Source organism: Escherichia sp. MAL-1 (assembly GCF_052948035.1).
Genome location: NZ_CM129609.1, coordinates 2771681 through 2796571, shown reverse-complemented (window position 1 = coordinate 2796571; position 24891 = coordinate 2771681). Strand labels below are relative to the sequence as shown.

The 24891-nt window shown below is 46.0% G+C and carries 25 protein-coding genes, 3 pseudogenes and 1 other annotated feature (1 of these 29 running past the window's edge); of the genes and pseudogenes, 13 read left to right on the top strand and 15 right to left on the bottom strand.

Annotated elements, in window-relative coordinates; genetic code table 11:
• Positions 1-131 precede the first annotated feature (131 nt).
• The 10 genes and pseudogenes from ACU8XX_RS13885 to ACU8XX_RS13840 form a co-directional block, all read left to right on the top strand.
• The gene (locus tag ACU8XX_RS13885; RefSeq protein ID WP_240765188.1) at positions 132-683 is read left to right on the top strand and encodes a recombinase family protein; all 552 of its coding nucleotides are present in this window, start codon (positions 132-134) and stop codon (positions 681-683) included.
• A 1705-nt stretch (positions 684-2388) separates the two neighbouring features.
• A complete protein-coding gene (locus ACU8XX_RS13880) occupies positions 2389-2943 on the top strand; it encodes a hypothetical protein (RefSeq protein ID WP_105463967.1) in 555 nt (184 codons plus the stop codon).
• 1 nt (position 2944) lies between these two features.
• Positions 2945-3223: a hypothetical protein gene (locus tag ACU8XX_RS13875; RefSeq protein ID WP_089619943.1), complete on the top strand. Its 279-nt coding sequence runs from the start codon at positions 2945-2947 to the stop codon at positions 3221-3223.
• Positions 3223-3438 carry a hypothetical protein gene (locus ACU8XX_RS13870; RefSeq protein WP_274496475.1) on the top strand — a complete coding sequence of 72 codons (216 nt, stop codon included), beginning with the start codon at positions 3223-3225 and terminating at the stop codon, positions 3436-3438. Before ACU8XX_RS13875 ends, ACU8XX_RS13870 begins: the two co-directional genes overlap by 1 nt.
• Positions 3435-3722, top strand: a complete 288-nt coding sequence (locus tag ACU8XX_RS13865; RefSeq protein ID WP_240765184.1) for an HNH endonuclease — start codon at positions 3435-3437, stop codon at positions 3720-3722. Before ACU8XX_RS13870 ends, ACU8XX_RS13865 begins: the two co-directional genes overlap by 4 nt.
• A gap of 158 nt (positions 3723-3880) precedes the next feature.
• Positions 3881-4204: a hypothetical protein gene (locus tag ACU8XX_RS13860; protein WP_240765182.1), complete on the top strand. Its 324-nt coding sequence runs from the start codon at positions 3881-3883 to the stop codon at positions 4202-4204.
• Positions 4205-4776: 572 nt separating this feature from the next.
• A complete protein-coding gene (locus ACU8XX_RS13855; RefSeq protein WP_240765180.1) occupies positions 4777-5481 on the top strand; it encodes a hypothetical protein in 705 nt (234 codons plus the stop codon).
• A 23-nt stretch (positions 5482-5504) separates the two neighbouring features.
• Positions 5505-5717, top strand: a complete 213-nt coding sequence (locus ACU8XX_RS13850) for a hypothetical protein (protein ID WP_446908302.1) — start codon at positions 5505-5507, stop codon at positions 5715-5717.
• Positions 5718-5801: 84 nt separating this feature from the next.
• On the top strand, positions 5802-7841 hold the full coding sequence (locus tag ACU8XX_RS13845) for a tape measure protein (protein ID WP_240765178.1): 2040 nt from the start codon (positions 5802-5804) through the stop codon (positions 7839-7841).
• A 158-nt stretch (positions 7842-7999) separates the two neighbouring features.
• A pseudogene (locus tag ACU8XX_RS13840) lies at positions 8000-8422 on the top strand (phage baseplate protein); the annotation flags it as partial.
• A gap of 85 nt (positions 8423-8507) precedes the next feature.
• On the opposite strand, the gene istB reads toward ACU8XX_RS13840, so the two are convergent.
• A complete protein-coding gene (gene istB / locus ACU8XX_RS13835; RefSeq protein WP_001016257.1) occupies positions 8508-9254 on the bottom strand; it encodes an IS21-like element ISEc12 family helper ATPase IstB in 747 nt (248 codons plus the stop codon).
• Between the two features lie 14 nt (positions 9255-9268).
• A complete protein-coding gene (istA, locus tag ACU8XX_RS13830; RefSeq protein ID WP_001298859.1) occupies positions 9269-10810 on the bottom strand; it encodes an IS21-like element ISEc12 family transposase in 1542 nt (513 codons plus the stop codon).
• Positions 10811-11002: 192 nt separating this feature from the next.
• Between istA and ACU8XX_RS13825 the strand changes: the two are divergent.
• Positions 11003-11356: pseudogene (locus ACU8XX_RS13825) on the top strand (phage baseplate protein); the annotation flags it as partial.
• A 32-nt stretch (positions 11357-11388) separates the two neighbouring features.
• Here the strand turns inward: ACU8XX_RS13825 and ACU8XX_RS13820 are convergent.
• Positions 11389-12909, bottom strand: coding sequence for a recombinase family protein (locus ACU8XX_RS13820; RefSeq protein WP_001258042.1), 1521 nt, complete (start codon positions 12907-12909; stop codon positions 11389-11391).
• A gap of 90 nt (positions 12910-12999) precedes the next feature.
• Between ACU8XX_RS13820 and tonB the strand changes: the two genes are divergently transcribed.
• On the top strand, positions 13000-13719 hold the full coding sequence (gene tonB, locus ACU8XX_RS13815) for a TonB system transport protein TonB (RefSeq protein ID WP_001360141.1): 720 nt from the start codon (positions 13000-13002) through the stop codon (positions 13717-13719).
• A 39-nt stretch (positions 13720-13758) separates the two neighbouring features.
• Here tonB and yciA read toward each other — a convergent pair whose 3' ends face one another.
• The 4 genes and pseudogenes from yciA to ACU8XX_RS13795 form a co-directional block, all read right to left on the bottom strand.
• Positions 13759-14157, bottom strand: a complete 399-nt coding sequence (gene yciA / locus ACU8XX_RS13810) for an acyl-CoA thioester hydrolase YciA (RefSeq protein ID WP_000108160.1) — start codon at positions 14155-14157, stop codon at positions 13759-13761.
• Between the two features lie 104 nt (positions 14158-14261).
• Entirely contained in the window at positions 14262-14801 is a 540-nt protein-coding gene (locus tag ACU8XX_RS13805) for a septation protein A (RefSeq protein WP_000808667.1), read from the bottom strand.
• Positions 14802-14830: 29 nt separating this feature from the next.
• Positions 14831-15574: a YciC family protein gene (locus tag ACU8XX_RS13800; RefSeq protein WP_000028545.1), complete on the bottom strand. Its 744-nt coding sequence runs from the start codon at positions 15572-15574 to the stop codon at positions 14831-14833.
• A 27-nt stretch (positions 15575-15601) separates the two neighbouring features.
• Positions 15602-15691, bottom strand: a pseudogene (locus tag ACU8XX_RS13795) (YkgJ family cysteine cluster protein); the annotation flags it as partial.
• A gap of 239 nt (positions 15692-15930) precedes the next feature.
• On the opposite strand from ACU8XX_RS13795, the gene ompW reads away from it, so the two are divergent.
• The gene (gene ompW, locus ACU8XX_RS13790) at positions 15931-16569 is read left to right on the top strand and encodes an outer membrane protein OmpW (protein ID WP_000737226.1); all 639 of its coding nucleotides are present in this window, start codon (positions 15931-15933) and stop codon (positions 16567-16569) included.
• Between the two features lie 59 nt (positions 16570-16628).
• On the opposite strand, the gene ACU8XX_RS13785 is transcribed toward ompW, so the two are convergent.
• The 8 genes from ACU8XX_RS13785 to trpE form a co-directional block, all read right to left on the bottom strand.
• Positions 16629-17135, bottom strand: coding sequence for a ferritin-like domain-containing protein (locus tag ACU8XX_RS13785; RefSeq protein WP_001079505.1), 507 nt, complete (start codon positions 17133-17135; stop codon positions 16629-16631).
• A 45-nt stretch (positions 17136-17180) separates the two neighbouring features.
• Positions 17181-17681: a YciE/YciF ferroxidase family protein gene (locus ACU8XX_RS13780; protein WP_016242065.1), complete on the bottom strand. Its 501-nt coding sequence runs from the start codon at positions 17679-17681 to the stop codon at positions 17181-17183.
• Between the two features lie 85 nt (positions 17682-17766).
• Positions 17767-17946 (bottom strand): con-10 family general stress protein, encoded by a 180-nt coding sequence (locus tag ACU8XX_RS13775; RefSeq protein ID WP_000807651.1) that lies wholly within the window; start codon positions 17944-17946, stop codon positions 17767-17769.
• Positions 17947-18326: 380 nt separating this feature from the next.
• A complete protein-coding gene (trpA, locus tag ACU8XX_RS13770) occupies positions 18327-19133 on the bottom strand; it encodes a tryptophan synthase subunit alpha (protein ID WP_000443067.1) in 807 nt (268 codons plus the stop codon).
• Entirely contained in the window at positions 19133-20326 is a 1194-nt protein-coding gene (gene trpB / locus ACU8XX_RS13765) for a tryptophan synthase subunit beta (RefSeq protein ID WP_000209520.1), read from the bottom strand. The genes trpA and trpB overlap by 1 nt, the downstream gene beginning before the upstream one ends.
• 11 nt (positions 20327-20337) lie before the next feature.
• On the bottom strand, positions 20338-21699 hold the full coding sequence (gene trpCF / locus ACU8XX_RS13760) for a bifunctional indole-3-glycerol-phosphate synthase TrpC/phosphoribosylanthranilate isomerase TrpF (RefSeq protein WP_000983912.1): 1362 nt from the start codon (positions 21697-21699) through the stop codon (positions 20338-20340).
• Positions 21700-23295 (bottom strand): bifunctional anthranilate synthase glutamate amidotransferase component TrpG/anthranilate phosphoribosyltransferase TrpD, encoded by a 1596-nt coding sequence (gene trpD, locus ACU8XX_RS13755; RefSeq protein WP_000763511.1) that lies wholly within the window; start codon positions 23293-23295, stop codon positions 21700-21702.
• On the bottom strand, positions 23295-24857 hold the full coding sequence (gene trpE / locus ACU8XX_RS13750; protein WP_001194582.1) for an anthranilate synthase component I: 1563 nt from the start codon (positions 24855-24857) through the stop codon (positions 23295-23297). Before trpE ends, trpD begins: the two co-directional genes overlap by 1 nt.
• A gap of 21 nt (positions 24858-24878) precedes the next feature.
• Positions 24879-24891 (bottom strand) — a sequence feature (Trp leader region); it runs 81 nt beyond the window's last position.

Here is a 24891-nt window from a genome sequence, read left to right as displayed (position 1 = left end):
GGACTTCCTTTTGAGACACTTTCAACGTAACGGTAGAATGCACCCTCAAGTAGTCTCAAAAGATTGTTTTTGGATTATGAGACAGCTAAACTTATGAGACTAACTTTTGAGACTTCTTAGGGGGGGGATGTATGGAGACAATCGGTTATTGCAGGGTGAGTACAGATGACCAGTCTGTCGCTAACCAACAAATGCAAATTGAAGAGGCAGGGTACAACATTGCTAAATGGTTCACTGATGAGGCTGTCAGTGGTTCTGTCAAAGCTTCTTCAAGAGATGGTTTCAGCAGACTATTAGCTTATGCACGAGAAGGTGACACCGTGGTGGTGGTGGCTGTAGACCGTCTCGGACGCGACACAATCGATGTGTTATCAACCGTTAAAGCTCTACAGGCTAAAGGTGTGCGGGTTGTTTCGTTGCGTGAAGGGTTCGACCTGTCTACACCAATCGGTGAAGCAATGCTGGGTATTATGTCAACACTGGCACAGCTTGAAAGAAGCTTGATAGCAGAGCGTAGAAAGGCTGGAATAGAGCGTGCTAAAGCTGAAGGGGTTCACATGGGAAGACCCGTAAAAGCTTCTTCAAAGGCTGTACAGACGCTTATTTCACAAGGTAAGACACGGTTACAGATTCAGGAAGAGTTAGGAATTTCTAAAGCAACTTATTACCGATTAGCGAAGTGATTATTTAGACAGTCATAAGGATATGACAGATATTTTATTTCCTTTTGCAAAGGGGGGGCTATATCGTGAATCTGGGCTACTAAACGGGTATAGACCTGTCGCAGATATTTTTGAAGATTGTCGGAAAAGGGAACTCGAAGAGGGTCTAATCGATTTTATAAAAAATTAGAAGCTGGATATTAGCTGTGCAAATTTTATACAAACAAAAAAGAACTCCGGTGAAGGAGTCCTCATCAGGTAGATTTTTAATGTGGCTACTACCATCCACCCATACCGCACCAAACCTTACCCCACCGAACCGCACCCTACACGACCTTACCTCGCCGGACACTGCCATAGAGAGTGTGCTTGGTTGCTTTGGAAGTAAACCTAGTACAGTAAGCCATTATACATATCGAGATAGTAACGTCAAGAAACTTTTAACAGGAGGGGTTCCTATGGTCACATATTCCCTCTCTTCCCACTAAGTAAGCCTTAGCAGCACCTAAGCAACAATTGACTAACAGATTCGGTAGAGTCTATCTCATAGGTCAACTTCATAAACTCAGAGCTAAGTTACCTTGAAAGATTCTACCAAGAACTACACAGGTTTTATTTAGTCTGCTATGAAGGGAATATTTAACGGGAGGAAGAAATACGATTAACCCGAAGGGAGAGTATTAATCTTAACAATTGACTTAAGAATAAACTTGAGAGATTACTAAACAGAACTCTTAAATATAAATAAAAAACAGACATCCAGTAAGATATCCCGTTTAGAAGACTTCTCAAAAGCTCTTAAGAAACCTGTTAAGTAAGGGCTATGTCAAAAATATTAGCATTTGTCAATGCTTTTGTCTTTGATTTAAATCAATGAAATATACTGTTTGCTGTGATTACAAACAAAAGTGTGTAAAAAGTCTTTTTAGAGGGGCGCTCCGTTTGTGTCACCAATATTATTCTTCCCTGTCTAAGAGGGAAGTTACAGAGGTCTTTCAAACCTCAATAGGCAAACCGAGGAACACGAAGAACGAGGGAAGAAAATCTATTGTGATTACCTTGAACAACGCCTGTAAAGACTGTAAGGAAGGTTGGTTAAGAATGGCTCTCCCTTTCTGGGGTTATCGCCTTGTATCTTAGTGAGTCCAGGAGGTTCTCTGTGAAGGGTCTTGTCAGCCCTTTATATTGGGTGATTACAACTCATTGATGAATAAGGGTTTTTTCTACAAACTATCAACTGGATAGTTTGATGTGACCAACTGAAAGATACGGCTTTCCGGCTTTGTCAAGAGATTTCACTACCCACCAGCTAAAAATATTTCAGAGGCGGGAGTGATTGGAGGTTAGGATGGGTCTTTGTGGTTGTCTTCACGGCCTCTGTCCTTCAGGTCAAACGACCATTCTCGACCGAACAACCTGAAGACCACGAATAGCCGAACAAGGCAGTAGCGAATCAGGGCACCAGCAACAAGCCCGATACCGCCACTCATCCATGTTGACCCTAAATCTTGAGGGAAGTTGAGCATTCAATATACCTTCTGTGTAATGCAAACATGTGACCAAATACATAGCCACGCCTTTTCTATTTTTCCCTCTCTCATAGAACCATTATATCATAAATGTTAATAAATTGTTAAAAAAATAGTTGACATTAGTCTTTGAAAATGCTAGTATTGTATGTATTGAGTTAACAGAATAATAACATTCCATGAGGGTCAGAATATGAATGAACGACAGAGAATTTCAAAGATTTCTTGAAGAGAGCAAAGCAAGAAACAGAAGCAACGGTTACAGCTACACAGACACCCCCACCAGCTACGAACTACCAGCCTTTTCCAAATCCGAACGTGAAAGCATTGAAGCGGTCATTCGTAGCATTACGCCACGAGGCAGATATATGCCAACACGCAAAACAACAAAGAATAACTTAAAAACTTTCTTGATGAGCTTTGATTCTTACGAGCAACTACCATCAAAAATTGAAGATTTAATTATCGGCACTTGTCGCAGCTTTGGAAGGGATAACTATCACCGGAAAGTTTTCTATTTACTGCGAAGTCTTGATGAGATTAACTCAAGCACAGTGACGAGCCATCTTCAAAGACAAGCAACTAGACTTAGCTATGAATTACCAAGTGATAAATATTGCGCTAACCTAAACACCGTTTGCATGAAAGTTATTGAGGCAATCAATCATCATGCGGAAATGGGAAATATCAGCCTTACGACCAGTGAGCCAGATTTCGAATTTGACCCGTATTTAGTTACAGAGGAATTTTAAAATGAATAAACACACATTAACCCGTATTTCAGAGGAAGCTTTTAACGAGCTTACCAGAATTAAACGAGCTACTAACTTGCCTCATCAGACTGTGATGCAGCTTGCAATTGCTAAAGAGGTCACTGAGTTGGATTTATTGAAATGTCCAGTCTCTAAAGGTCGTAAACACATCCGAATTACTCAGGACGCTTTAGATACTTTGAAGGGACTAAACAACTTTAAAATTGATATTGCCCGTCTAATGAGTATTAAAATTCACAAGTTAGCAATGGAGGTTTAATGCTATGCGTTACCTTTGAATACCACACAGATAAAATGATTCGCTACATCTCCGACCTCCTGATTAAAGGAAACGGATTCGGTGACATCTTTAACTCAAGAGATATTTTCATTAAAGTCATTGGCCCAAATGAAACACTGAAAGCAGCAGTTAAACCGGAATGGTTTGAGCGTCACAAGATTGAATTAGGTTATTGGGGTGAGGAGGTTTTATGAAACCTTGGCATGAAGATGTTAGGCGATATTTTACAGAACAACTTACCTATGATGAATCCAGTGATTCCCTGTGCTGGTCTGATGGAGAGTCGGTCACGATAAATACCGACGACTACGGCAACAAAACATTTAATATAGGCCGATACACTTTCTGCGTGAAATATGTTGTCTGGTTCCTTTATCATGGCTATCAATCCAATAAGCAAATCATCCATCGAAATGGTAACAGAGCCGATACCAGACCAAAAAATCTTATGCAAGTCCGAGACTTTAAGAGAAATTAGAAAAACAGCTTCTCAGACGCTCTCAATCGCATTCTAACGCAAAAAAAACTACCCTATTTTAGGGTGGGTAATACCACTGTACAGGCTACCCCTGAAAAAGACTATTTAGCTCGTTACAGAGCGATTGAGGAGGTCTGGTAAAAAAGGAGATTTTAAAAATGAACGAATATGAATTACAGATTTTCATTGATAGCGACACTGCTACGATGGTGCAGGCTTTCACTGATTCCGGTGTATCAATTGACTTTGATAAATTACTAAAGCTAATGGCTGAAAACTCAGAAGCAATTGAAGGTTTTATTCAGGGAATTGAAACTGGTGAACCACGTTTTATGTTTCCCGTTACCGACTCAAACATGAAAAGGCTTGTTATCGAAGAAACGAACAAATACAGCGTTAGCCCTGAAAAATATCTCAAGGCGGCTATAGCAATTTTGTATGGCGACAGTATTTTGGTGACGGATTCTGTGAGGGCTCACTAATGGGTTTAATAATTGCTTGGACGCTGCTTGGCTTATTTGTTGGTTGCTGGGTAGGTAACACAGTAAATAAAAATTGATGTTACCAATCTGTTAAAAAGCTGTTGACAAATAACCTTAAGCATGGCATAATTTTAATTATGGGAGAGCAATTCTCTCTTATTTCTTTCAACAATTCCATCTACATCTAGGGATAGTTATTCTGAAAGGTGCAATGCTTTTCGTCATGGCTTATTTAGCCCACACTAAATAGGCCATATCAAAAATCTTTGTTCATTCATTGAATCCTTTACAGCTTTGCCCTGACTCATGATTAGGGCGTTTCTTTAAGAGTTTTTAAACAGAGCTTTTAAAGAAAGTTTTCCTGAAACTTCGTTAACGTTATAAGCAAACCTCCAAAGCCCTTCACAGATAAGGATGATTCCATGAATATCCGAATCACCTATGTTTAGGGCTTTTCAGTTTTTAAAAGCACACTTGGCAGGTTCTTGTTCAGTCAGACTCTTCACCTCTGATTGCTGAGTGTGCTTCTATAAATTGAAAAACAAACAAAAACCAATGAGGTGAAAAAAATAATGTCTATTCGTAATGAACACGAAATGATTGTTGAGAACAGACCAAGTGCACTTGATATTCACGAATTAAGTTTGCGTGAATCTTTTGATAGAGCTTGGCGGGAATCACACGAAGTAAATAAAGGTCCATATATTCCACCAGAACCACTCGAGATTCCAAGAGTTGAAATTGATTTTTCTATGAACGAACGGTGTGAACTTGATTTGAAGTTGAAGCTACAACGCCGATATTTCCAAGCTATTAAAGACTCTCAAGAAGCAATGAGAAGTGTTTACGAGAAAATTCAGTCCAAGCTTGAAGACGAAATTGACGAAATGGCTATTTTGATGGAGCTTCAAACCAATCCTTATGCTTATTTCTCTCGACTAGGCCGTGACGGTTGGGGGTATGACCCTGTAGAGATTGGTAAAGTGATTGCAGATTTACCAGAAGGTCAAAGAGTTGTTCGTACAGAAAGAGCCATTAGAGCGCCACATCGACTGTCTCTAATTGTTGCTGATAAATCACAAGCTGAGCTTGAAGAAATTGCCAAAGAGAAACTGATGAAAGCAAGAGAAAATGAGATTAATTTGCTGAAATCAAGACTGGCTAAGCTGATTAGTGACCATCAAGCGCTGGCTAAGGAGTACCGTCAAGAGTTGGCACAGATTATCAGCTTCAATGATTTTCTGAGTGTTCCACGAGAATTTAGCAAGGCTGTTTGATTATGCAATATGTGAGGTGATTAATGTTTGAAGAACGTTTAGAGACTATTCGGTCTGTTTGCGAAAGACTCCAGCTACAACCAAATAGACAAAAGCTACGAATTAAGAATAACCGTCATTACATCACCTCACACCAACCAAAAACACGCAAGATTCCAAAGTGGTGTATTGACCGTATTCCTTCTGATGCTCAAATTATAGGTGAAACGGAACTACATTATCTTGTCCGACATTAAAAAAGAATTGGTTGGGTAAATACGGGGAGAGATTAACCTTAATTGGTTGGTCCTCCCCTTTTTTGTATGAGGTGAATATGAATAATGGCACAGTTTAAAGTTGATGACTTCCTGATTGAGTTAAGTTTTAACTCTCAGAAAGTTTTAAAAGGCTTGGAAAAAGCCGAGAAACAAACGATGCAAATCGCATCAAGAATTGAAAAACGACTAAATAAAGCATTCAGAGTTAATCCTACGCCTTTAAATGATTCTCTCAAGGTCATGGAAAGAAATGTCGATAAAACTGTTTCCAAGATTGAGCAGCGTCTTAAAAACACTAAAGCGTTTAAGATTAAAACGGAAATTGAGGATACTTTAAAGCCACTTAGACAATCAAGGCAACCACGAATTAGCGGAAGCAGAGCAATCACAGCAGCTTATTCAGCGAGTATGACCAAACTGAAAGGTCTTAACCCAATTGTCGAGAAATACATTAAGAGCCAGTTTTACGCATTAAGTAGTAAAGCTGGTCAGATGGATAACACCAAGTTTAATGAAGCCCTTGCTAAACTAAATTCAAGTGTACGAGAAGCAATTGCTAAAGCCAGAGGTCATACATCCACCAGCATTAATGGTGACAGAGCAGCTAATAGTCTTGATAACCTGTCTTCAGCAGCAGTTAAAACAGCAGGTGCATTTATCTCAATGCAAGCTGTATTAGCCAGTTATCAGAAGATTATGGAAGTTGGTTTACAGCGTGCATCATCGGAAAGAAGTATTGATTTCGTATTCGGTGACCAAAGTACACAGGTTAAAAAGTTCATTCAGGATTTAACTCAAGTCACGGGTATGGACACGACCGAAACACAAGCTCAGTTTGCCTCATTCGGTGCATCTGCAAAGAATACGATGGGTCTTGAAGGCTCAGAGGAATTATTTAAAAACTTAACTGGATATGCCCGTCTAATGGGGCGTTCAGATGAGCAGATTCAAAGAGCATTAACCGCAGTATCGCAGATGGCTTCTAAGGGGCAGGTGATGTCTGAGGAGTTGAAGGGGCAATTATCTGAAGCTTTACCGGGTGCTACTCAGGCATTTGCAAAGGCTTTAGGTCTGACTGAAAAACAGCTTTTCGATAAGATGAAAAATGGTGATGTTAAAGCCTCTGATGCACTCCCTAAGTTTGCTAAAGAACTTGGTGCACAGATTAATTCAAGAGGTGGCTGGAAAGCTATTCAGGACTCTACGCAGACAATGTTAGGGAACTTAAAGAATACCTGGAATAACTCATTAACGGATATTTTCAAAGGTTCTGAAAATGGTCTGCAAGATTTTACACGAAGCTTAACAACGCTTTTAAATAGTTTAGATGGAAGTGGTAAAACATTAGGTGAAAGTCTTGGTAGCTTGATGAGTGATATGTCACATGGTATCGATAACCTGACTTATATTAGTTACAGGGTGAGAGCGTTCTTTGATGAGGTGACATTAGCTTATCGTGGTTTAACCGATGAACAAAAGAAAGTTGTTGATGCTTTAGGTTCTGGCTTGATTAATAGTTTAAAAGTCTTGGCTGGTGTTATTGCTGTAAATAAAGTTGTTGGTGTAACTAGAAGTATTTACGGGCTTATGACTGCTATCACAAGATTAGGTCAGGTCGCTGATACTACAGCAGATAACGTAAATAAAAAGAACGGGAAACCATCAAGGTTTAATCTTGGGAATATGCTATTAACTGGTAGTGCAATCTATGCAGGTTATGAGAGATTAGCTTCTACGCCTGAACGAATGGAAGCACAAGCTAAATTACCAGAGCTAGCTAAAGAGTCTGGACTTAAACCCGCTTTCACTATGGATGATGTTAAAGGGTGGTTTAATAGTGCTGCCATGAATCTTGCTAACTTCCAGCATCCAGAATTAAACAACATTAAGCAAGATTCAGCATTAACGAGTGCAGATATCCAAAGCCTGAGAGATGAAATCTCCGCTTTGAGTAAACGTATTCAGGAGCCTGTGAAAGTTTCACTTGGTGGTGAAGTTGCCATTAAACCAGATGAAACCAGCTTTATGACCTTTAGCGGTAATATCTACGACCAATACGCAGAAGCTACGCTATTAAGTTCATCATTCCCAGAAGATGATTGATAATAGTCGAATGCTACGTGAATAAAGCAAAGTTAATACCCACACTAAAAAATTATTTTTCACGTAGCTCACGCTTAACAGAGAAAACACTTATATATCAAAGGATTAGTTAAAAATACTTAAAATACACTAAGCCTTTGAAATCAAAGGAGAATTTAATGATTTACACTAATCAGCTTCGTTACAGTGGCAAAGATGGTGTTTACTTCCATCTACAAGGCCAACCAGATAATTTCTTGTCACTATCAGCTACTGAGAACATGGAATTTGATAGCCCTATGATGGTTACCACTCAAAATATGCAATCAGGGCAGGCTGTCACAGATAATGTAATGCGTTCACCCAGAACTATTTCAATCAGTGGTGTGGTTGTGGTTGGTGAATCCGGTAGTATCCTCATCTCAAGAGATAATAAGCTGGTGGAAAACTTCATCGACACTCTGGAAAGCTGGCGTGACCAGAAGCAAATTATTTCGGTCATCTGTCGAGACGGAATTAAAATTGACGATTCCATTATTACGAGTTTTAAAGCCTCTAAAGATGTTGGAATTTCTAATGGCCTAAGAATCCAGCTAACTTTTTGCGTATTACCGTGAAGGAGATCGGTGAGTAACATCGATGGAGATCGGTTCGTGTCACTTTCACAGAACCGTTTTTAAATTACCTTCACTGATCTCCTTCGGTCAACGGAGATTGTATTTTCCGCATTGATTCTCCTTTAAGTTCGATCTTGATACTGCCATGAACCAGTCGATCTAGGATGGCATCCGCATGTGTGGAGTCTCCGATCATTTTGTACCAGTTTTCCACCGGCAACTGGCTCACTACGATGATTGAGCCTCGTTGGTACATCAGATCCACTATTTCCAGCAGGTCGCTACGCTGTTCTGATGAGAGAGGTTCCAGCCCCCAGTCATCCAGAAGCAGCAGATCGCTATTATTCAGCCTGGTCAAAAGTTTGCTGTATCTTCCATCAGCATGCCCCTGATAGCACTGTTCCATCAGCGCTTTAAGGCGATAATAGTAGACCTTGTATCCCTGTCGGCAGGCATTATGACCAAGTGCACATGCCAGGAACGTTTTACCGCTGCCGGTGGCCCCGGTCAGTAAAATATTTTGTTTCAGGGTTAACCAGTTTCCCTGACTGAGTGAACGGATGAGGGCCCTGTCCAGCCCTCTATTGTTACGATAATCCAGCTTTGATAACTCAGCATTAAGTCTGAACCGTGCATGTTTGATCAGACGCTCTGCCTTCCTGTTTTCACGGCAGGTTAGTTCTTCTGCTGTCAGTAATGACAGGCGTTCTTCGAAGCCCAGCTCCTGGTATGTGCCCGGCTGAGCAAGTTGCTTTTTAAGCGCATCACGGAAGCCGGTGAGTTTAAGTGCGGTCAGTTGTTCGTAAAGATGATTCATCATTGGATCCCGTATCAGTGGTAATACTCACTGCCGCGTACGTTTTCGTGTTCCATCGTGGATAACAGATCTGGTTTTGGATCCTGAACAGGTTGTTTATCCAGACCTTTTTCCAGGATCGATTTAATACCTGACAGACGCCATACCTTTGTTTTCAGAGCTCTTGCACATGCTGCATTAAGTCTGGCTTTACTGTATTTTTTATGAAGGTTCAGGAGTCCAAGGCAGAAGCGATAGCTTTGTTCCGGATGTGGACGAGAGTTCAGTATATGAAGCACATAACTATGAGTTTCACTGCCTATGTGCCCCGCCCATTCCAGAAGACGCTCTGGCGTCCAGGTGGCATGCTGTCGATGAGCTTCAGGCATGTGCTCGTTGCGGGTACTGTAGCCATAAGTACGCTTGCGCGGGTGCACAGCAACCTCCTGCCCCTGATTGAAGAGTCTTACCAGTTCTCCGGAGATCCATGCTTCCAGTTGCTGGCCTAACAGCGAACATGGAACCGAGTAGTAATGTTTGTCGATTTCCACGTGGTAATCGGCATGAACTCTGACTTTCTTCACCAGGGTGTAACTGTAACTGGCTTCAGGAAGAGGCTTCAGTGCGGGTTTATCAAGCTGGATGAAGAGTTCTGCACGTGAATAACCCAACTTCTGCATTATTTTGTTATTCAGTCTTTCCAGCAACTCCCGAATGCGCTGATTAAGCGATGCAAGGCTGTAGAAGATCTCATGCCTGATTCGGGCCATGATCCAGCGTTCAACAACCTGAACGCCAACTTCAGCTTTGGCTTTATCTTTCGGTTTACGTGGCCGCGCAGGCAAAACTGCGACATTATAATGCTCAAGCATCTGCTGGTAGGTAGGGTTAACGTCAGGATCATACTTACATGCCCTGGATGTGGCGCTTTTCAGATTGTCCGGAACAACAAGTTCAGGAACGCCACCCAACCACTGGAAGCAGCGAACATGACTCATCACCCAGTCTTCAAGCTGCTGAGACCAGGTGGCCTCTGCCCATGTGTAACTTGATGCCCCGAGAACAGCTACGATGACCTGAGCAGTTCTTATTTCTCCGGTCTCAGGGTCGGTAACGCCAACGGTAGGTCCACAGTAATCAACGAAAAGTTTTTCGCCAGCTTTATGTACCTGACGCATTGATGGTGAAGTGGTTTTGAGCCATTCACGGTACATCCGGCAGTAATGGTTATAGCTGTAAAAACCGCCTGGATTACGCTCACAGTATTCTTCCCAGAGTAGCTGCAGCGTCACGCATTTATTACGCAGTTCCCGGTGTACTGTAGCCCAGTCAGGCAGAGAGTGCTTCTTCATCTTAACCTGGGTCTGAAGGAACGCATGTTTTAGTTTTGTATCATCCCATCCTGTAGGTAAGGGCCACTGCTTTATGCCAAGTTGAGCCGCCCGATTAGCATATCTGGATACAACGGAAGGGGAGATTGCAAGACTACGACCAATTTGTCGATGGCTGAGTCCAACACCGTATTTAAGCCTAAGAATTTCTTTAAGTTTTCTCATAGAAATTGGAACTGTTGGCATAGGTATCCTTTACCGGAATGGCAAAAGATACAGATCAACACACCTGTGAAGTTCCAATAACATTGATGGAGATCACTGAATAACAAAATGAGTCAAAAGTGATCTCCATCGATGTTATTCAGCGATCTGTTCAAATGTTATTACCCGATCTCGATGGAAGTTATTGAGTGATCTCCTTTCATGAAAATACGCACTTTTCAGGAAATTAACTTTAAAGCTATCGTAGGGCAAACTGATATTTCATCTGCAACTGGAAAGACCGCTACCACGAATGATGGCGGTGCTACCAGTAAAAAGAACACCGGAAACACTACAACGAGCCTTGGAAGCCCTATGCTGACCTGTAAAGAGCTTTTTAGCTATTCGGCAAGTGAGTTATCAGATGAAGCGCTAAAAGCCCGTGTAACGTGCTCTAAGAGCGTTAGCGTTAAAAATGGTGAGAGCACCTTCTCAGATGCCGCTAATGAGCAAGCTTCAAAGGTGCTTAAGCCGGGTAATGCTCTGCGAAAGTACTCTGTGAACCCTAACAAGAAGGGCACTTATTGAGACATAAAAAGGGGCTTCATAGCCCCTGAAAATTACAGTTGATAAGCGTCAATATCCAGTAGCTCTTTATCAGCAATTTCAAAGATTGGTGACCCATCATTTAGCGGTAACGGGTTTGTAGGTATGGTGATTTCAGTGTCGTTCTGTAGCGTTACAGTTACCGAATCCTTACCCAATGTAAGCCCTTTTAGATGCTTGGACAAAATCAACTGACACTCGACACGACCCGCTTTAGTCATAAGGTCAATATCTTTAAGTTGGGGTAATCCTTTGTCACTGAGTGAGGTTTTACGCTTCAGAGTGTCGATAGTAGTTTGTATTTCTGTACGCTTCTGGTTAAGTCCCTTCACCTGTGTTTTCAACTCTGTAATATCATCCATCTCAAGAAGTAGGGCGGTAGCTTTCTTGATTCTGGCTGTGACAATTTCAACCTCATGCTGTAACGCTGCAATCTTCCTCTCTGATTCTCCATCATTCCCCACGTCAATCATTCCTAGAAAATTTTCAAGCACCCACTTATCAAACGGTTTACGCTTCAACGGTTGAACATCACAGCGACCGTCAAGATGGTTATTACACCTGTAGACCCCCGCATACTTATTCTTGGTTCCGGTAGGATGGACACTAGCCCCACACTGACACCTAAACAGACCTTTGAAGATGTTAATCGTTAATGGGTTATCACTTGCAGGTGTACGGCCTTTACGATTCTTGTCGAGAATCTCTTGAGCTTTATTGAACGTTGGTATATCTACAACACCTTCGTAGTAGTTCGGTATAGCGGGGCGGTCATTACGTTGTGATGCTGGTAACGTGCCTATTGTTGTCTCTGACCTTAGAATGGTGCGTACAGAGTGAACAGAGAACCCATTAGCATCTTTACGGCGACTAAACGACTTTATACCGTTGCTTTGAAGGTGACGTGCAATGTTATGCAGACTTTCACCATCTAGCAGCAGTTTGAATATCAATCTCACAGTCTCAGCGTGTTCATTGAGTTTAAAAGTCTCAGGGTCAATCCATCCGGGAACCATCTTTGTAAGACGTTGTTCACCAGCAAGGGCAAGTTTTGCACGTTGCCCCCATTTCTGAGAAACACGGAAAGACTTCTGCTTAGATTCCTGATGCGCTATGTAGGCTTTGACACGCTGGATGATGCTTATGCCAAGGTCATCGGCTAAAGCATCCTTTGTGTAGATAAGGCCATCTTGCAATGTGTGAATCTCTATCCCGTTGCCTAAGATGCGGTTCATCAAGGCTTCTGTTTCAAGATGCTCTAATCGGCCTATACGGTCGATACTCTCAACTAGCAGAATTGTACCTTCTGGAAACTCCCCAGCCTCAATACGGGCTAACATGTCACCAAACTGACCAGTAAGGTGTTTACCTTTGTAACCACTCAACCCTTCATCACTGAAAGACGCTACTATTTGAGCATCGCCATTCTTCTTCAGCCACTGCTTGAACAGGTCGTTTTGTCGTCTGGTTGAATCTGCACCTTCAGCGCCTTGTATGGCTGAACTGTACCGAAGGTATGTAATTACGCTCCTCATGGTGATAAACTCCCATGCAATTGATTCTCATTTAAAGATAAGCTTATAACCGTTATGGCTAATGCTACAATGCCGAATAGCTACAATACAATGACCCTTGATTTACCTCGCCGCTTCCCCTGGCCGACGTTACTTTCGGTCTGCATTCATGGTGCTGTTGTGGCGGGTCTGCTCTATACCTCGGTACATCAGGTTATTGAACTACCTGCGCCTGCGCAGCCGATTTCTGTCACGATGGTTACGCCTGCTGATCTCGAACCGCCACAAGCCGTTCAGCCGCCACCGGAGCCGGTGGTAGAGCCAGAACCGGAACCTGAGCCGATCCCCGAACCGCCAAAAGAAGCACCGGTGGTCATTGAAAAGCCGAAGCCTAAACCTAAGCCAAAACCGAAGCCGGTGAAAAAGGTACAGGAGCAGCCAAAACGCGATGTCAAACCCGTAGAGTCGCGTCCGGCATCACCGTTTGAAAATACGGCACCGGCACGCCTGACATCAAGTACAGCAACGGCTGCAACCAGCAAGCCGGTTACCAGTGTGGCTTCAGGACCACGCGCATTAAGCCGTAATCAGCCGCAGTATCCGGCACGAGCACAGGCATTGCGCATTGAAGGGCAGGTTAAAGTTAAATTTGACGTTACGCCGGATGGTCGCGTGGATAACGTACAAATCCTCTCAGCCAAGCCTGCGAACATGTTTGAGCGTGAGGTGAAAAATGCGATGCGCAGATGGCGTTATGAGCCGGGTAAGCCAGGCAGTGGGATTGTGGTGAATATCCTGTTTAAAATTAACGGCACCACCGAAATTCAGTAAGCAGAAAGTCAAAAGCCTCCGACCGGAGGCTTTTGACTATTACTCAACAGGTAAGGCGCGAGGTTTTCCTTCAGGATCAACCGCGACATACTTAAATAATGCTTCTGTCGCTTTATAGCGTTGCCCAATTGGTTCAGACGCTACTTTTTTCACCCACACTTCAATATTAATGCTGACCGATGTCGTCCCTTTCTGGACACAGCGTGCATAGCAGCACACCACATCGCCGACCGCAACCGGCCGTAAGAAAGTCATTCCTTCAACCCGCACAGTCACTACGCGACCGTGGGCAATTTCTTTTGCCAGAATAGCGCCGCCAATATCCATTTGTGACATTAACCAACCACCAAAGATGTCACCATTGGCATTGGTATCGGCGGGCATGGCTAAAGTACGTAAAACAAGATCGCCCTGAGGGACGTTATGTGTTGTAGACATGGTAAAACCGACTTAAAAGGAAAATCACAGGCGCGATGCTACTATGATTTTCCTGAGGAGAACAGAGGAGATACAGCGCCAGCCCCGAAGGACTGGCAGTCTGGTTAGGATTTATCTTCCTGCGGCATGTGGCGGTAGATATAGATACCGCTTAACAATGTGAAGATTAAGGTAAGGGCGGTCAGGCCAAAGACTTTAAAGTTGACCCAAATATTTTGCGGCAGCCAGAATGCGATGTAGATGTTTGCCAGACCGCAAAGGATAAAGAAAACAGCCCAGGCCAGATTCAGCTTCGACCATACCGGTTGCGGCAGCGTGAGTTCTTTACCCAGCATCCGCTGAATTAGCGGCTTTTTCATCACCCATTGGCTGACTAACAGGGCTCCCGCAAATAGAGCATAAATGACTGTAACCTTCCATTTAATAAACTCATCATTGTGGAAGAACAGCGTCAAGCCACCGAAGACGACCACCAGAACAAAAGTGATCAGGGCCATCTTTTCAACCTTACGAAAGCGAACCCAGCTATAGATAAGCACAATCGCCGTGGCGACGATCAGCGCCGCAGTAGCCGCATAGATGTCATAAATCTTGTAAAACGCGAAAAAGACAACCAGCGGTAAAAAATCAAGAAACTGCTTCATTTTACGATTCCGTAATCAAATGCTTAAGGTTATTGGCGAATCAACATATACAGGCGGAACAGATAGATGAGCAATATGGCTGAAATCAGGTTGCTCAAGGTGTTCGCCAGTACGGCACCAATTTCCGGGGTTAATGCGGCAAAAGAAGAGGCAAAAAGCAGCAACAGTGTTTTTGCCAGCAACCAGCTCAGTACTGCGGGTGCCACCAGACGCATATTCGCCCAAGTCAGCCGCATACTGCTACGCATCGAGGCAAAAACGCCCATTTTGTCCTGTACCAACATCACCGGTGCCAGGGCCAGTAAAATGGCCATGATAATTCCCGGAACGACCACCAGCATGATGCCAATCTGTACTAAAAGGGTAGTCAGAAAAATCAGAATAAATAACTTTGGCAATATCGGCGCACTGGCACCAATAGCTCGCAGCGCACTGACTCTCTGACCCGCAGACACCAGCTGGATAATTAATATTACGCCTCCGGCGAGAATGGCGTTACCGATTAATCCTGAAAAAGTGGACGCCGCTGAAGCCTGCAGCAAAATTTGTTGCTGTTCCGGTGACATATTCTGAACCAGGTCGAACAACCCACTACTGCCGCTAACGGGCACGCCGTCATTGAGCTGCGCAAGCTGTGCATCACTGGGTGAGAAAACATGCCCTAACACCACTGTGATAAACGCACATAGCAACGATACCAACAGAATGGTCATAAATTGATTACGGAAGAAATTTCCGGTGTCACGGTATACGGACTGCGCCGTGATAGACATGCACTCTCCTTGAGTTTTATGCAGGTGTTAATTAGCGGGCAATTGTACCCTGGTTAAGCCTCGGGTGGCAGCATCAGGTCTTGTATGGAAAAGCATATCTTTGTAAAGCGGAGGTAATTGCTGGCCTTCAGGCATGGGCAAATCGCGGCAAGTGGCGACCGAGTTAATATTTGCGTAGCGAAAATATTTAAAAATTGATTTAAATCACATTAACCAGGATTCTCAATGCAACTTCTAAATTAATCCAGATCAATAAAGGGTGAATTATCATATGTAATGTGATCTATGTAGGATCATTTGTTACTCCAATGTAGGTATATTCGTCACGTTTTTATAACCATAACGACGGAGCGGATATGAAAAAGTTAACAGTGGCGGCTTTGGCAGTAACAACTCTTCTCTCTGGCAGTGCCTTTGCGCATGAAGCAGGCGAATTTTTTATGCGTGCAGGTTCTGCAACCGTACGTCCAACAGAAGGTGCTGGTGGTACGTTAGGAAGTCTGGGTGGATTCAGCGTGACCAATAACACGCAACTGGGCCTTACGTTTACTTATATGGCGACCGACAACATTGGTGTGGAATTACTGGCAGCGACGCCGTTCCGCCATAAAATCGGCACCCGGGCGACCGGCGATATTGCAACCGTTCATCATCTGCCACCAACACTGATGGCGCAGTGGTATTTTGGTGATGCCAGCAGCAAATTCCGTCCTTACGTTGGGGCAGGTATTAACTACACCACCTTCTTTGATAATGGATTTAACGATCATGGCAAAGAGGCAGGGCTTTCCGATCTCAGTCTGAAAGATTCCTGGGGAGCTGCCGGGCAGGTGGGGGTTGATTATCTGATTAACCGTGACTGGTTGGTTAACATGTCAGTGTGGTACATGGATATCGATACCACCGCCAATTATAAGCTGGGCGGTGCACAGCAACACGATAGCGTACGCCTCGATCCGTGGGTGTTTATGTTCTCAGCAGGATATCGTTTTTAATTCCGCACAAAAACGACCCCGTAATATACGGGGTCAATAAGGACATGGTATAAAGGGTATTATTTCTTCGCTTCTACGCCATCAGTTTCAGAGCGAATTAAAAATTTCTCAGTTGTTTGCGGAATATTCTGAATCAGCCAGTCGGCCATTTGCTTTTCCTCATTTAAAATCGCTTCGATGGTTGGAATTGAAGCTGTATCACCGGCATTTTTTGCTGCTGCTAATAGTGAGGTGTAACAGGCGATTTCAAATTGCTCGAAGACATATCCGCTAATAGAGCCTTTGACTATTTCATCAGAAGGGAATATACCACCGATTGACTGCCCAAGCGCAGCCATTTTACTCATGGAATCTTTAATGACTGAACGTGAAATGTCATTACGATCAAGAATAGTTTCCAGTTGAACAATCTGGTTTTTGGTTTCACTAAGATGTTGTTCAATACGAGCGCGTAGTTCAGGATAATTATCTATACGGCTGGCCATGGATTCAAGCATAGATTCGGCTTGCTTTTCCATTGCGTGGGCGTCACGTAACCAGTCATGATAATGTTCAATACGATTCATGAAAATGTCCTCTTTATAAAATGACTAAAAGTTAAAATTCATATTTCAGGCTTTATTTTCGGCTTTCTTATTTACGTTATTAATGGCCAGATCAGTCAGTTTGATGTCGGTGGCCTTTTCTTCTTCCAGGGTTTCTTTCAGAAGCTTCGCTGCTTTACGGTAACCTAATTGTTCAGCCAGCGTCGCTAATGTCCCGTAACTGGCAATCTCATAATGCTCGACTTTCTGTGCTGCGGCAATCAGTGCGGCATCACGCACTTCGTTTTTCTCGGTACTTTCGATGACCTCATTAGCTTCTTCAATAAGACCTTCCATTGCCACACATTTCATGCGCTTAATTTTCAGGTTCGATTCGGACTCCACAACTTGATCAATACGTTCAATCTGTCCATGAATTTCCTCGAGGTGCGCATGAAAAGCCTGACTTAATTTTTCATTTGATGTTGCTCTTGCGAGTTTTGCCAGTGCCCGGGTTAATTGTTTTTCTGCGCTGTAGGTATCTGAAAGCAGGTGAATAAATACATCTTCAATGGTCTTCATATTCATATTTTTCTCCAGTGAAATCACTGCGAGCCATACGGCCCGCAGATGCAATTATCTTTATCAGCTGATATTAATAATTAACGGTGAATCAGGATTTGCCTGATTTATTACCACCGCTTTGTTGACCGCCTTTTTTACCCGCTTCAGATGCGCGTTGCGGATCATTTTTAAAATTACCGCCGCTATGCTGACCGCCTTTACGGCCTGCGTCGGATGCCTTCTCACGGTCTTCGGCGAAATTTCCTGAACCACCACGATGTTCGGCCATGTTATTTCTCCCGTTGCGTTGCATTGTTTCATTAATATGAGTGTTGTGTGTCGACACTCATTAAAATTAGTCGCTAATGAGAATTAGTCAAATTAAGCGCAACGAGAAGATAGAGGGAAAATATATTTTGAGGAACATTCTGGATATATTAACAATTACCTGAGGAATAAGTGACTTAGAGAAAATTATTGATTTTACTGGTGTTATGTTGCGGGATTAATTTGTTTGATTATATTACTGTTGGGCGGAAAAATGACGTAAGTTGACGTTCGACCGGGGTAAGCGAAACGGTAAAAAGATAAATATTAAATGAATTTAGGATTTTTCCGGCTTCATTAAAGAAAGTTAAAATGCCGCCAGCGGAACTGGCGGCTGTGGGATTAACTGCGCGTCGCCGCTTTCATCGGTTGTACAAAAACTTTCAGTGCCGCCAGCATTTTCTCTGGCTCATTAATATGTTGCTCGATGATTTTAACAATGGCCGAACCAGAAATCGCGCCCGCAGCTCCTGCATCAATCGCTGCTTTTACCTGATCCGGGGCGGAAATACCAAATCCCTGCAATGGAGGTGCAGCGTTGTACTCTTTCAGCTTCGCAACCAGATGATTGAGGGGTAACGCGGCGCGGTTTTCTGCGCCGGTCACGCCTGCTCGTGACAGCAAATAGGTGTAACCACGACCGTAAGAGGCTATCTGGCGCAGCAGGTCGTCATCGGCATTTGGCGGGCAGATGAAGATAGGTGCGACATTATGACGCAACGCGGCCTGGCGGAAGGGCGCGGACTCTTCAACTGGCACATCGGCAACCAGCACCGAATCGACGCCGACTTTTTCGCACTGGGCATAAAACTCATCAATGCCTTTGTTAAACACCAGATTGGCATACATCAACAGGCCAATGGGAATGGTCGGGTGTTTCTGGCGAATCAGTGCCAGCATTTCAAAACATTGTGCCGGAGTCACACCTGCCGCAAAGGCGCGCAGAGTGGCGTTTTGAATCGTCGGGCCATCCGCCAGTGGGTCGGAGAAGGGGATACCTAACTCCAGCGCGTCAGCACCGGCTTCAATTAGCGTATCGATAATTTTCAATGACTGCTCAATGCCCGGATCACCGAGCGTGACGAAAGGAACGAATGCGCCTTCTTTGCGCTCCTTCAACTGGGCAAACAGAGATTCGTAGCGTTCCATCAGATTTCCCCTCGTGCTTTCAAAATATCGTGAACGGTGAAGATGTCTTTATCGCCGCGACCGGAAAGGTTAACCACCAGTAGCTGCTCTTTATCCGGGTTTTCGCGCATCATTTTCAACGCATGGGCCAGGGCGTGGGAGGATTCCAGCGCCGGGATGATCCCTTCGTGCAGGCACAGCGTTTTGAAGGCTTCAAGGGCTTCATCATCGGTAATAGACACGTAATCAGCGCGTCCAGTGCTGTTAAGATACGCGTGTTGTGGGCCGACAGACGGGAAATCCAGTCCGGCGGAGATGGAGTAAGATTCTTCAATCTGCCCGTCTTCGGTTTGCATCATCGGCGCTTTCATACCGAAATAGATACCCACGCGACCATGTTTTAGCGGTGCGCCGTGCTCGCCAGTTTCGATACCGTGACCACCTGGCTCCACACCAATCAGGCCGACGTTGGTTTCATTGATGAAATCAGCAAACATGCCGATGGCATTCGAACCGCCGCCAACACAGGCGATAACGGCATCCGGCAGGCGACCTTCTCTTTCCAGAATCTGCGCTTTGGTTTCTTCGCCAATCATCCGCTGAAACTCACGCACAATGGTCGGATAAGGATGCGGGCCAGCTGCGGTGCCCAGCATATAGTGCGCGGTTTCGTAACTACCGGACCAGTCGCGCAGCGCCTCGTTACAGGCATCTTTCAGCGTCGCGGAACCGCTATGCACCGGGATCACTTCCGCACCCATTAAGCGCATACGAAAAACGTTAGGCGACTGGCGTTCAACGTCTTTGGCACCCATATAAATACGGCATTTCAGGCCGAGCAGGGCGCTGGCAAGGGCCGACGCCACGCCATGCTGACCGGCACCGGTTTCGGCGATGATTTCGGTTTTACCCATCCGCTTCGCCAGCAACGCCTGCCCCAGCACCTGGTTAGTTTTATGCGCGCCGCCGTGCAGCAAATCTTCACGCTTGAGATACAGCGTGGTGTTCGTCCCGGCTGTAATGTTCTGGCATTTGGTCAGCGCGGTTGGACGCCCGGCATAGTTTTTCAGCAGGTCGTTGAACTGAGCCTGAAATTCAGGATCTTTTTGCGCACTGACAAAAGCTTCTTCCAGCTGGCGCAGAGCAGGCATCAGGATTTGTGGCACGTACATGCCGCCAAACTCACCAAAATAGGGGTTAAGTAATGTTGTCATTGTTCCTTTCCTTAATATGCGCGCAGCGTCTGGAAAACCGAGGCCAAAAGACGTGCGTCTTTGATGCCCGGTTGCGACTCTACAGCAGAATTAAAATCAAGTCCGGCGCAGCCGGTTTGTGCCGCTTCCACGCAGTTATCTGCGCCTAAGCCCCCCGCCAGCAGAACGTTGCCAAGCGATTGACCATTTAATAGTGACCAGTCAAAACGTTGCCCGCTTCCACCCTGGCCGTTGTCTAAAACATATTTATCAACGTGCTGAAACTCGCGGGCGGGCAGGGTTTCACCGACGCTTAATGCTTTCCAGATGGCAACATGTGCTGGCAGAGCTTCACGCAGCGTATCGATATACAGCTGTTCTTCATTACCATGCAGTTGCACTGCCGCCAGCGATAACACCTTAGCTTTGTCCACCACATCGGCAATATCGTGATTGCGGAACACGCCAACATACTGCAACGGTGCCGCAGCCATCACTTCCTGCGCCTGTTCAACGTTGACGCAACGCGGTGATGTCGCAACAAAAATCAACCCACCGTAAATCGCGCCCGCGTCATAAGCTGCTTTAGCATCTTGCCCACGCGTCAGGCCACATACTTTATTCTCACCCAGCAACACCCGGCGCACGGCGGCGTGCAAATCGTCATGGGCCATCAACGCCGAACCAATCAGAAAACCGTTAGCGAAGTGGCTTAACTCGCGCACCTGAGCGTAAGTATTGATGCCGGATTCGCTGATTACCGTCACGTTGTGCCCCAGTTTCGGCGCAAGCTCGCGGGTACGGTTGAGATCAATCGACAAATCACGCAGATCGCGGTTGTTGATGCCAACGACCTTTGCCCCCAATGCAATGGCACGCTCCAGTTCCTCTTCATTACTGACTTCGGTCAGCACACCCATCTCCAGACTGTGGGCGACGGCGGCAAGCTGGCGATATTGTTCGTCATCCAGTACTGAAAGCATTAATAAGCAGGCATCAGCCTGGTAATAGCGCGCCAGATAGATCTGGTAAGGATCGATAATGAAGTCTTTACATAAAATCGGCTGCGGGGCGATTTGGCTGACGATGGGGAGGAAATCAAAGCTCCCCTGAAAATATTTCTCATCAGTCAGCACCGAAATTGCCGAAGCGTAATGTTTATAAATGGCGGCAATGCGTGCTGGATCGAAATCATCACGGATCACGCCTTTTGACGGCGACGCTTTCTTGCACTCCAGAATAAACGCCGTGCGCGCACCCTGTAGCGCATCATAAAAATGTCGCGTGCTCGGCTGAACCTCATTCTGAAAACTGGCCAGCGGTTGCTGCTGTTTGCGGGTTTCTACCCAAATCGCCTTGTCTGCGACGATTTTCGCTAAAACGGTTTGCATCATTTACCCTCGTGCCGCCAGTGCGGTAACTCTGTCGTAAGCGGAACCACTGCGCAGTACCTCAAGAACGGTTTGCGCATTGGCTTGCAGATCTTCATGGCCATGCAGGCGCATTAACATGGCGACGTTCGCAGCGACGGCTGCTTCATGGGCGGCGTCGCCTTTACCTTGTAACAAGCGTGTTAAAATGTCACGGTTTTCTTCCGGTGTTCCGCCTGCCAGTTGCTCCTGGTGGTAGGGAGTCAGGCCAAAATCTTCAGCGGTCAATTGATAGCTCTTAATTTCGCCGTCATGCAGCTCGGCAACGATTGTCGGCGCGTGTAATGAAACTTCATCCATCCCGCCGCTGTGCACCACCGCCGCGCGTTGATACCCCAGCACGCGCAAGGTTTCGGCAATCGGCAGCACCAGTTCCGGACTATAAACACCAATTAACGCCAGCGGCGGATGCGCCGGGTTAATCAATGGCCCCAGCACATTGAACAGGGTGCGGGTTTTCAGTTGCTGGCGAACCGGCATCGCGTGGCGGAATCCGGTGTGATACTTCGGCGCAAAGAGGAAACATACACCTAACTCATCCAGCGCCTGGCGCGATTTATCGGCGTTCATATCAAGATTAATACCGAACGCCGCCAGCAGATCGGACGAACCAGATTTACTGGAGACGCTACGGTTGCCGTGTTTCGCCACTTTCAGCCCACAGGCCGCGGCGACAAACGCACTGGCGGTAGAAATATTGATACTGTTGCTGCCGTCACCGCCAGTACCGACGATATCAGCAAACAGATAATCCGGGCGCGGGAACGGCGCGGCGTTTTCCAGTAGCGCGGTTGCTGCTCCGGCGATCTCGTTCGGGTGCTCACCGCGAATTTTCATGCTCACCAGCGCCGCCGCCAGTTGTTCCGGCTTCAGCTCGCCACGCACCACCGCTGAAAACAGCTGGTGGCTTTCTTGTTGGCTAAGCGTCTGCGCCTGATACAGTTTTTCCAGAATCGGTTGCAGCGTGTTGGCTGGCTCTAGTTTCTGCTGCGCCCAGGCCAGCGTTTGTTCCAGCAGGCGAGCGCCCTGGGTGGTGAGAATGGATTCCGGATGGAACTGGAATCCACAAACGCGATCCGCATCGTGACGTACTGCCATCACCATGCCATTAAAATGGGCGTTGATGGTTAAACCGGCCGGAATGTTACTGCCAACCAGCGAGTGATAACGCGCCACCGGCAGCGGGTTTGTTAATCCGGCAAACATCGCCTGACCGTCATGTTCAATGCTCGACGCTTTACCGTGAAGAATTTCGCCCGCCTGACCGACATAGCCCCCGTAAGCTTCGACAATTGCCTGATGTCCGAGGCAAATGCCAATAATGGGCAGCTTGCCACGCAAGCGGGTGAGGAGTTCCGGCATACAACCGGCTTCGCTCGGCACACCGGGGCCAGGAGAAAGCATCAGTACCGGATTGCTCATCGTCGCCAGGCGTTCAATTAAGGTCTGCGCCGGAATATGGTTGCGGTAAATCACCACGTTATGACCATTGCTGCGCAACTGATCTGCCAGGTTGTACGTAAAAGAGTCGATATTATCGAGCAGCAGAATGTCAGCCATCAGAAAGTCTCCTGTGCATGATGCGCGGTGGCAATAGCGCGCAGTACAGCGCGGGCTTTGTTACGGGTTTCGTCGGCTTCCGACTGCGGAACAGAATCAAGGACTACACCAGCACCCGCTTGCACGGTGGCGATACCGTTTTCCACCAGCGCCGAGCGGATCACAATGCAGGTGTCGAGATCGCCATGCGCGGTGAAATAACCTACCGCGCCGCCGTAGCTGCCGCGGCGACGACCTTCCGCCTCGGCAATTAACTGCATAGCGCGTACTTTCGGCGCACCGCTTAACGTCCCCATATTCATACAGGCGCGATAAGCGTGCAGGGCGTCAAGATCGTGACGCAGTTCGCCGACTACGCGAGAGACGAGGTGCATCACATAGGAATAACGGTCAACTTTGGTGAGATCGGCGACGTAGCGGCTGCCGGGGGTGCAAATGCGTGCCAGATCATTACGGGCGAGATCAACCAGCATCAGATGTTCAGACAGCTCTTTATGATCGGTACGCATTTCCAGTTCAATACGGCTGTCGAGATCTCTGTCCAGTGAACCATCGGCGCGACGACCGCGTGGGCGTGTTCCGGCAATCGGGTAGATCTCAATCTGGCGGCTGGTGGCATCATACTTGAGCGAGCTTTCCGGCGACGCGCCAAATAGGGTGAAATCATTATCCTGCATAAAAAACATGTACGGGCTGGGATTACTCTTTTTCAGCACGTAATAGGCCGCCAGCGGTGACGGGCAGGGCAGAGAGAAACGGCGAGATGGCACCACCTGGAAAATTTCTCCAGCGCGAATCGCTTTTTGCAACAAACGCACTACGCCACCGAACTCTTCATCGCTCTGATTACATTCACAACGCATATGCGGCACGGAAACCACTGGCAGCGGCGGCGCGGCTTCGGTCAGTTGCTGACGTAGTTCGTTCAGGCGAGCAGTGAGACGTTGTTTTTCTTCTTCATTCGGAGCAAACAGGCTGGCCTGAATACGGGTGCTTTTTTTCTGATGGTCAATCACCATCAGCGTTTCAGCGAGATAAAAACAGAAATCAGGGCAGTTATTTTCCGCTGACAGTTGCGGTAAATCTTCAAATCCCGCCACAAGGTCATAAGAGAACAGGCCGCCGAAGAACATGGCTTCTCGTTCTTCCTTCGGTACATTCAACAGATTCTGCAATAAACGGAAAGCGTCAAAAACCGAAAGGGAGCATAAGCGGGCGTCTTCATCCAGCAGTGGACTGACAGGGGGGAAGCGCAGCACACGGCAGTTTGGTGATTGTTCACTTTCCACACCCGCAGGCAGGGCGTTATCCAGTAGTGCCAGCAGGGCTTCGCCGTTGCCGGAAAGTGCCTGGATTGTGACAGTGTCACCTAAAGCTGTAATGCGCAGCGCACTGTCTACCAGCAGCAGGCTTTTTAAATCATCTTTGCTGTCGATATCTGCGGATTCCAGCAGCAGCGTTGCCGGACGATCCCCACACAACTGGTGAAAAAGCGCGGTGGGATTGTCGCGATAAGCGCCTTCGCAGGTTAGCAGTTCGAGAGTCGGTTTTTGTGTTTGCATTGTTATTCTCTAATTTTGTTCAAAAAAAAGCCCG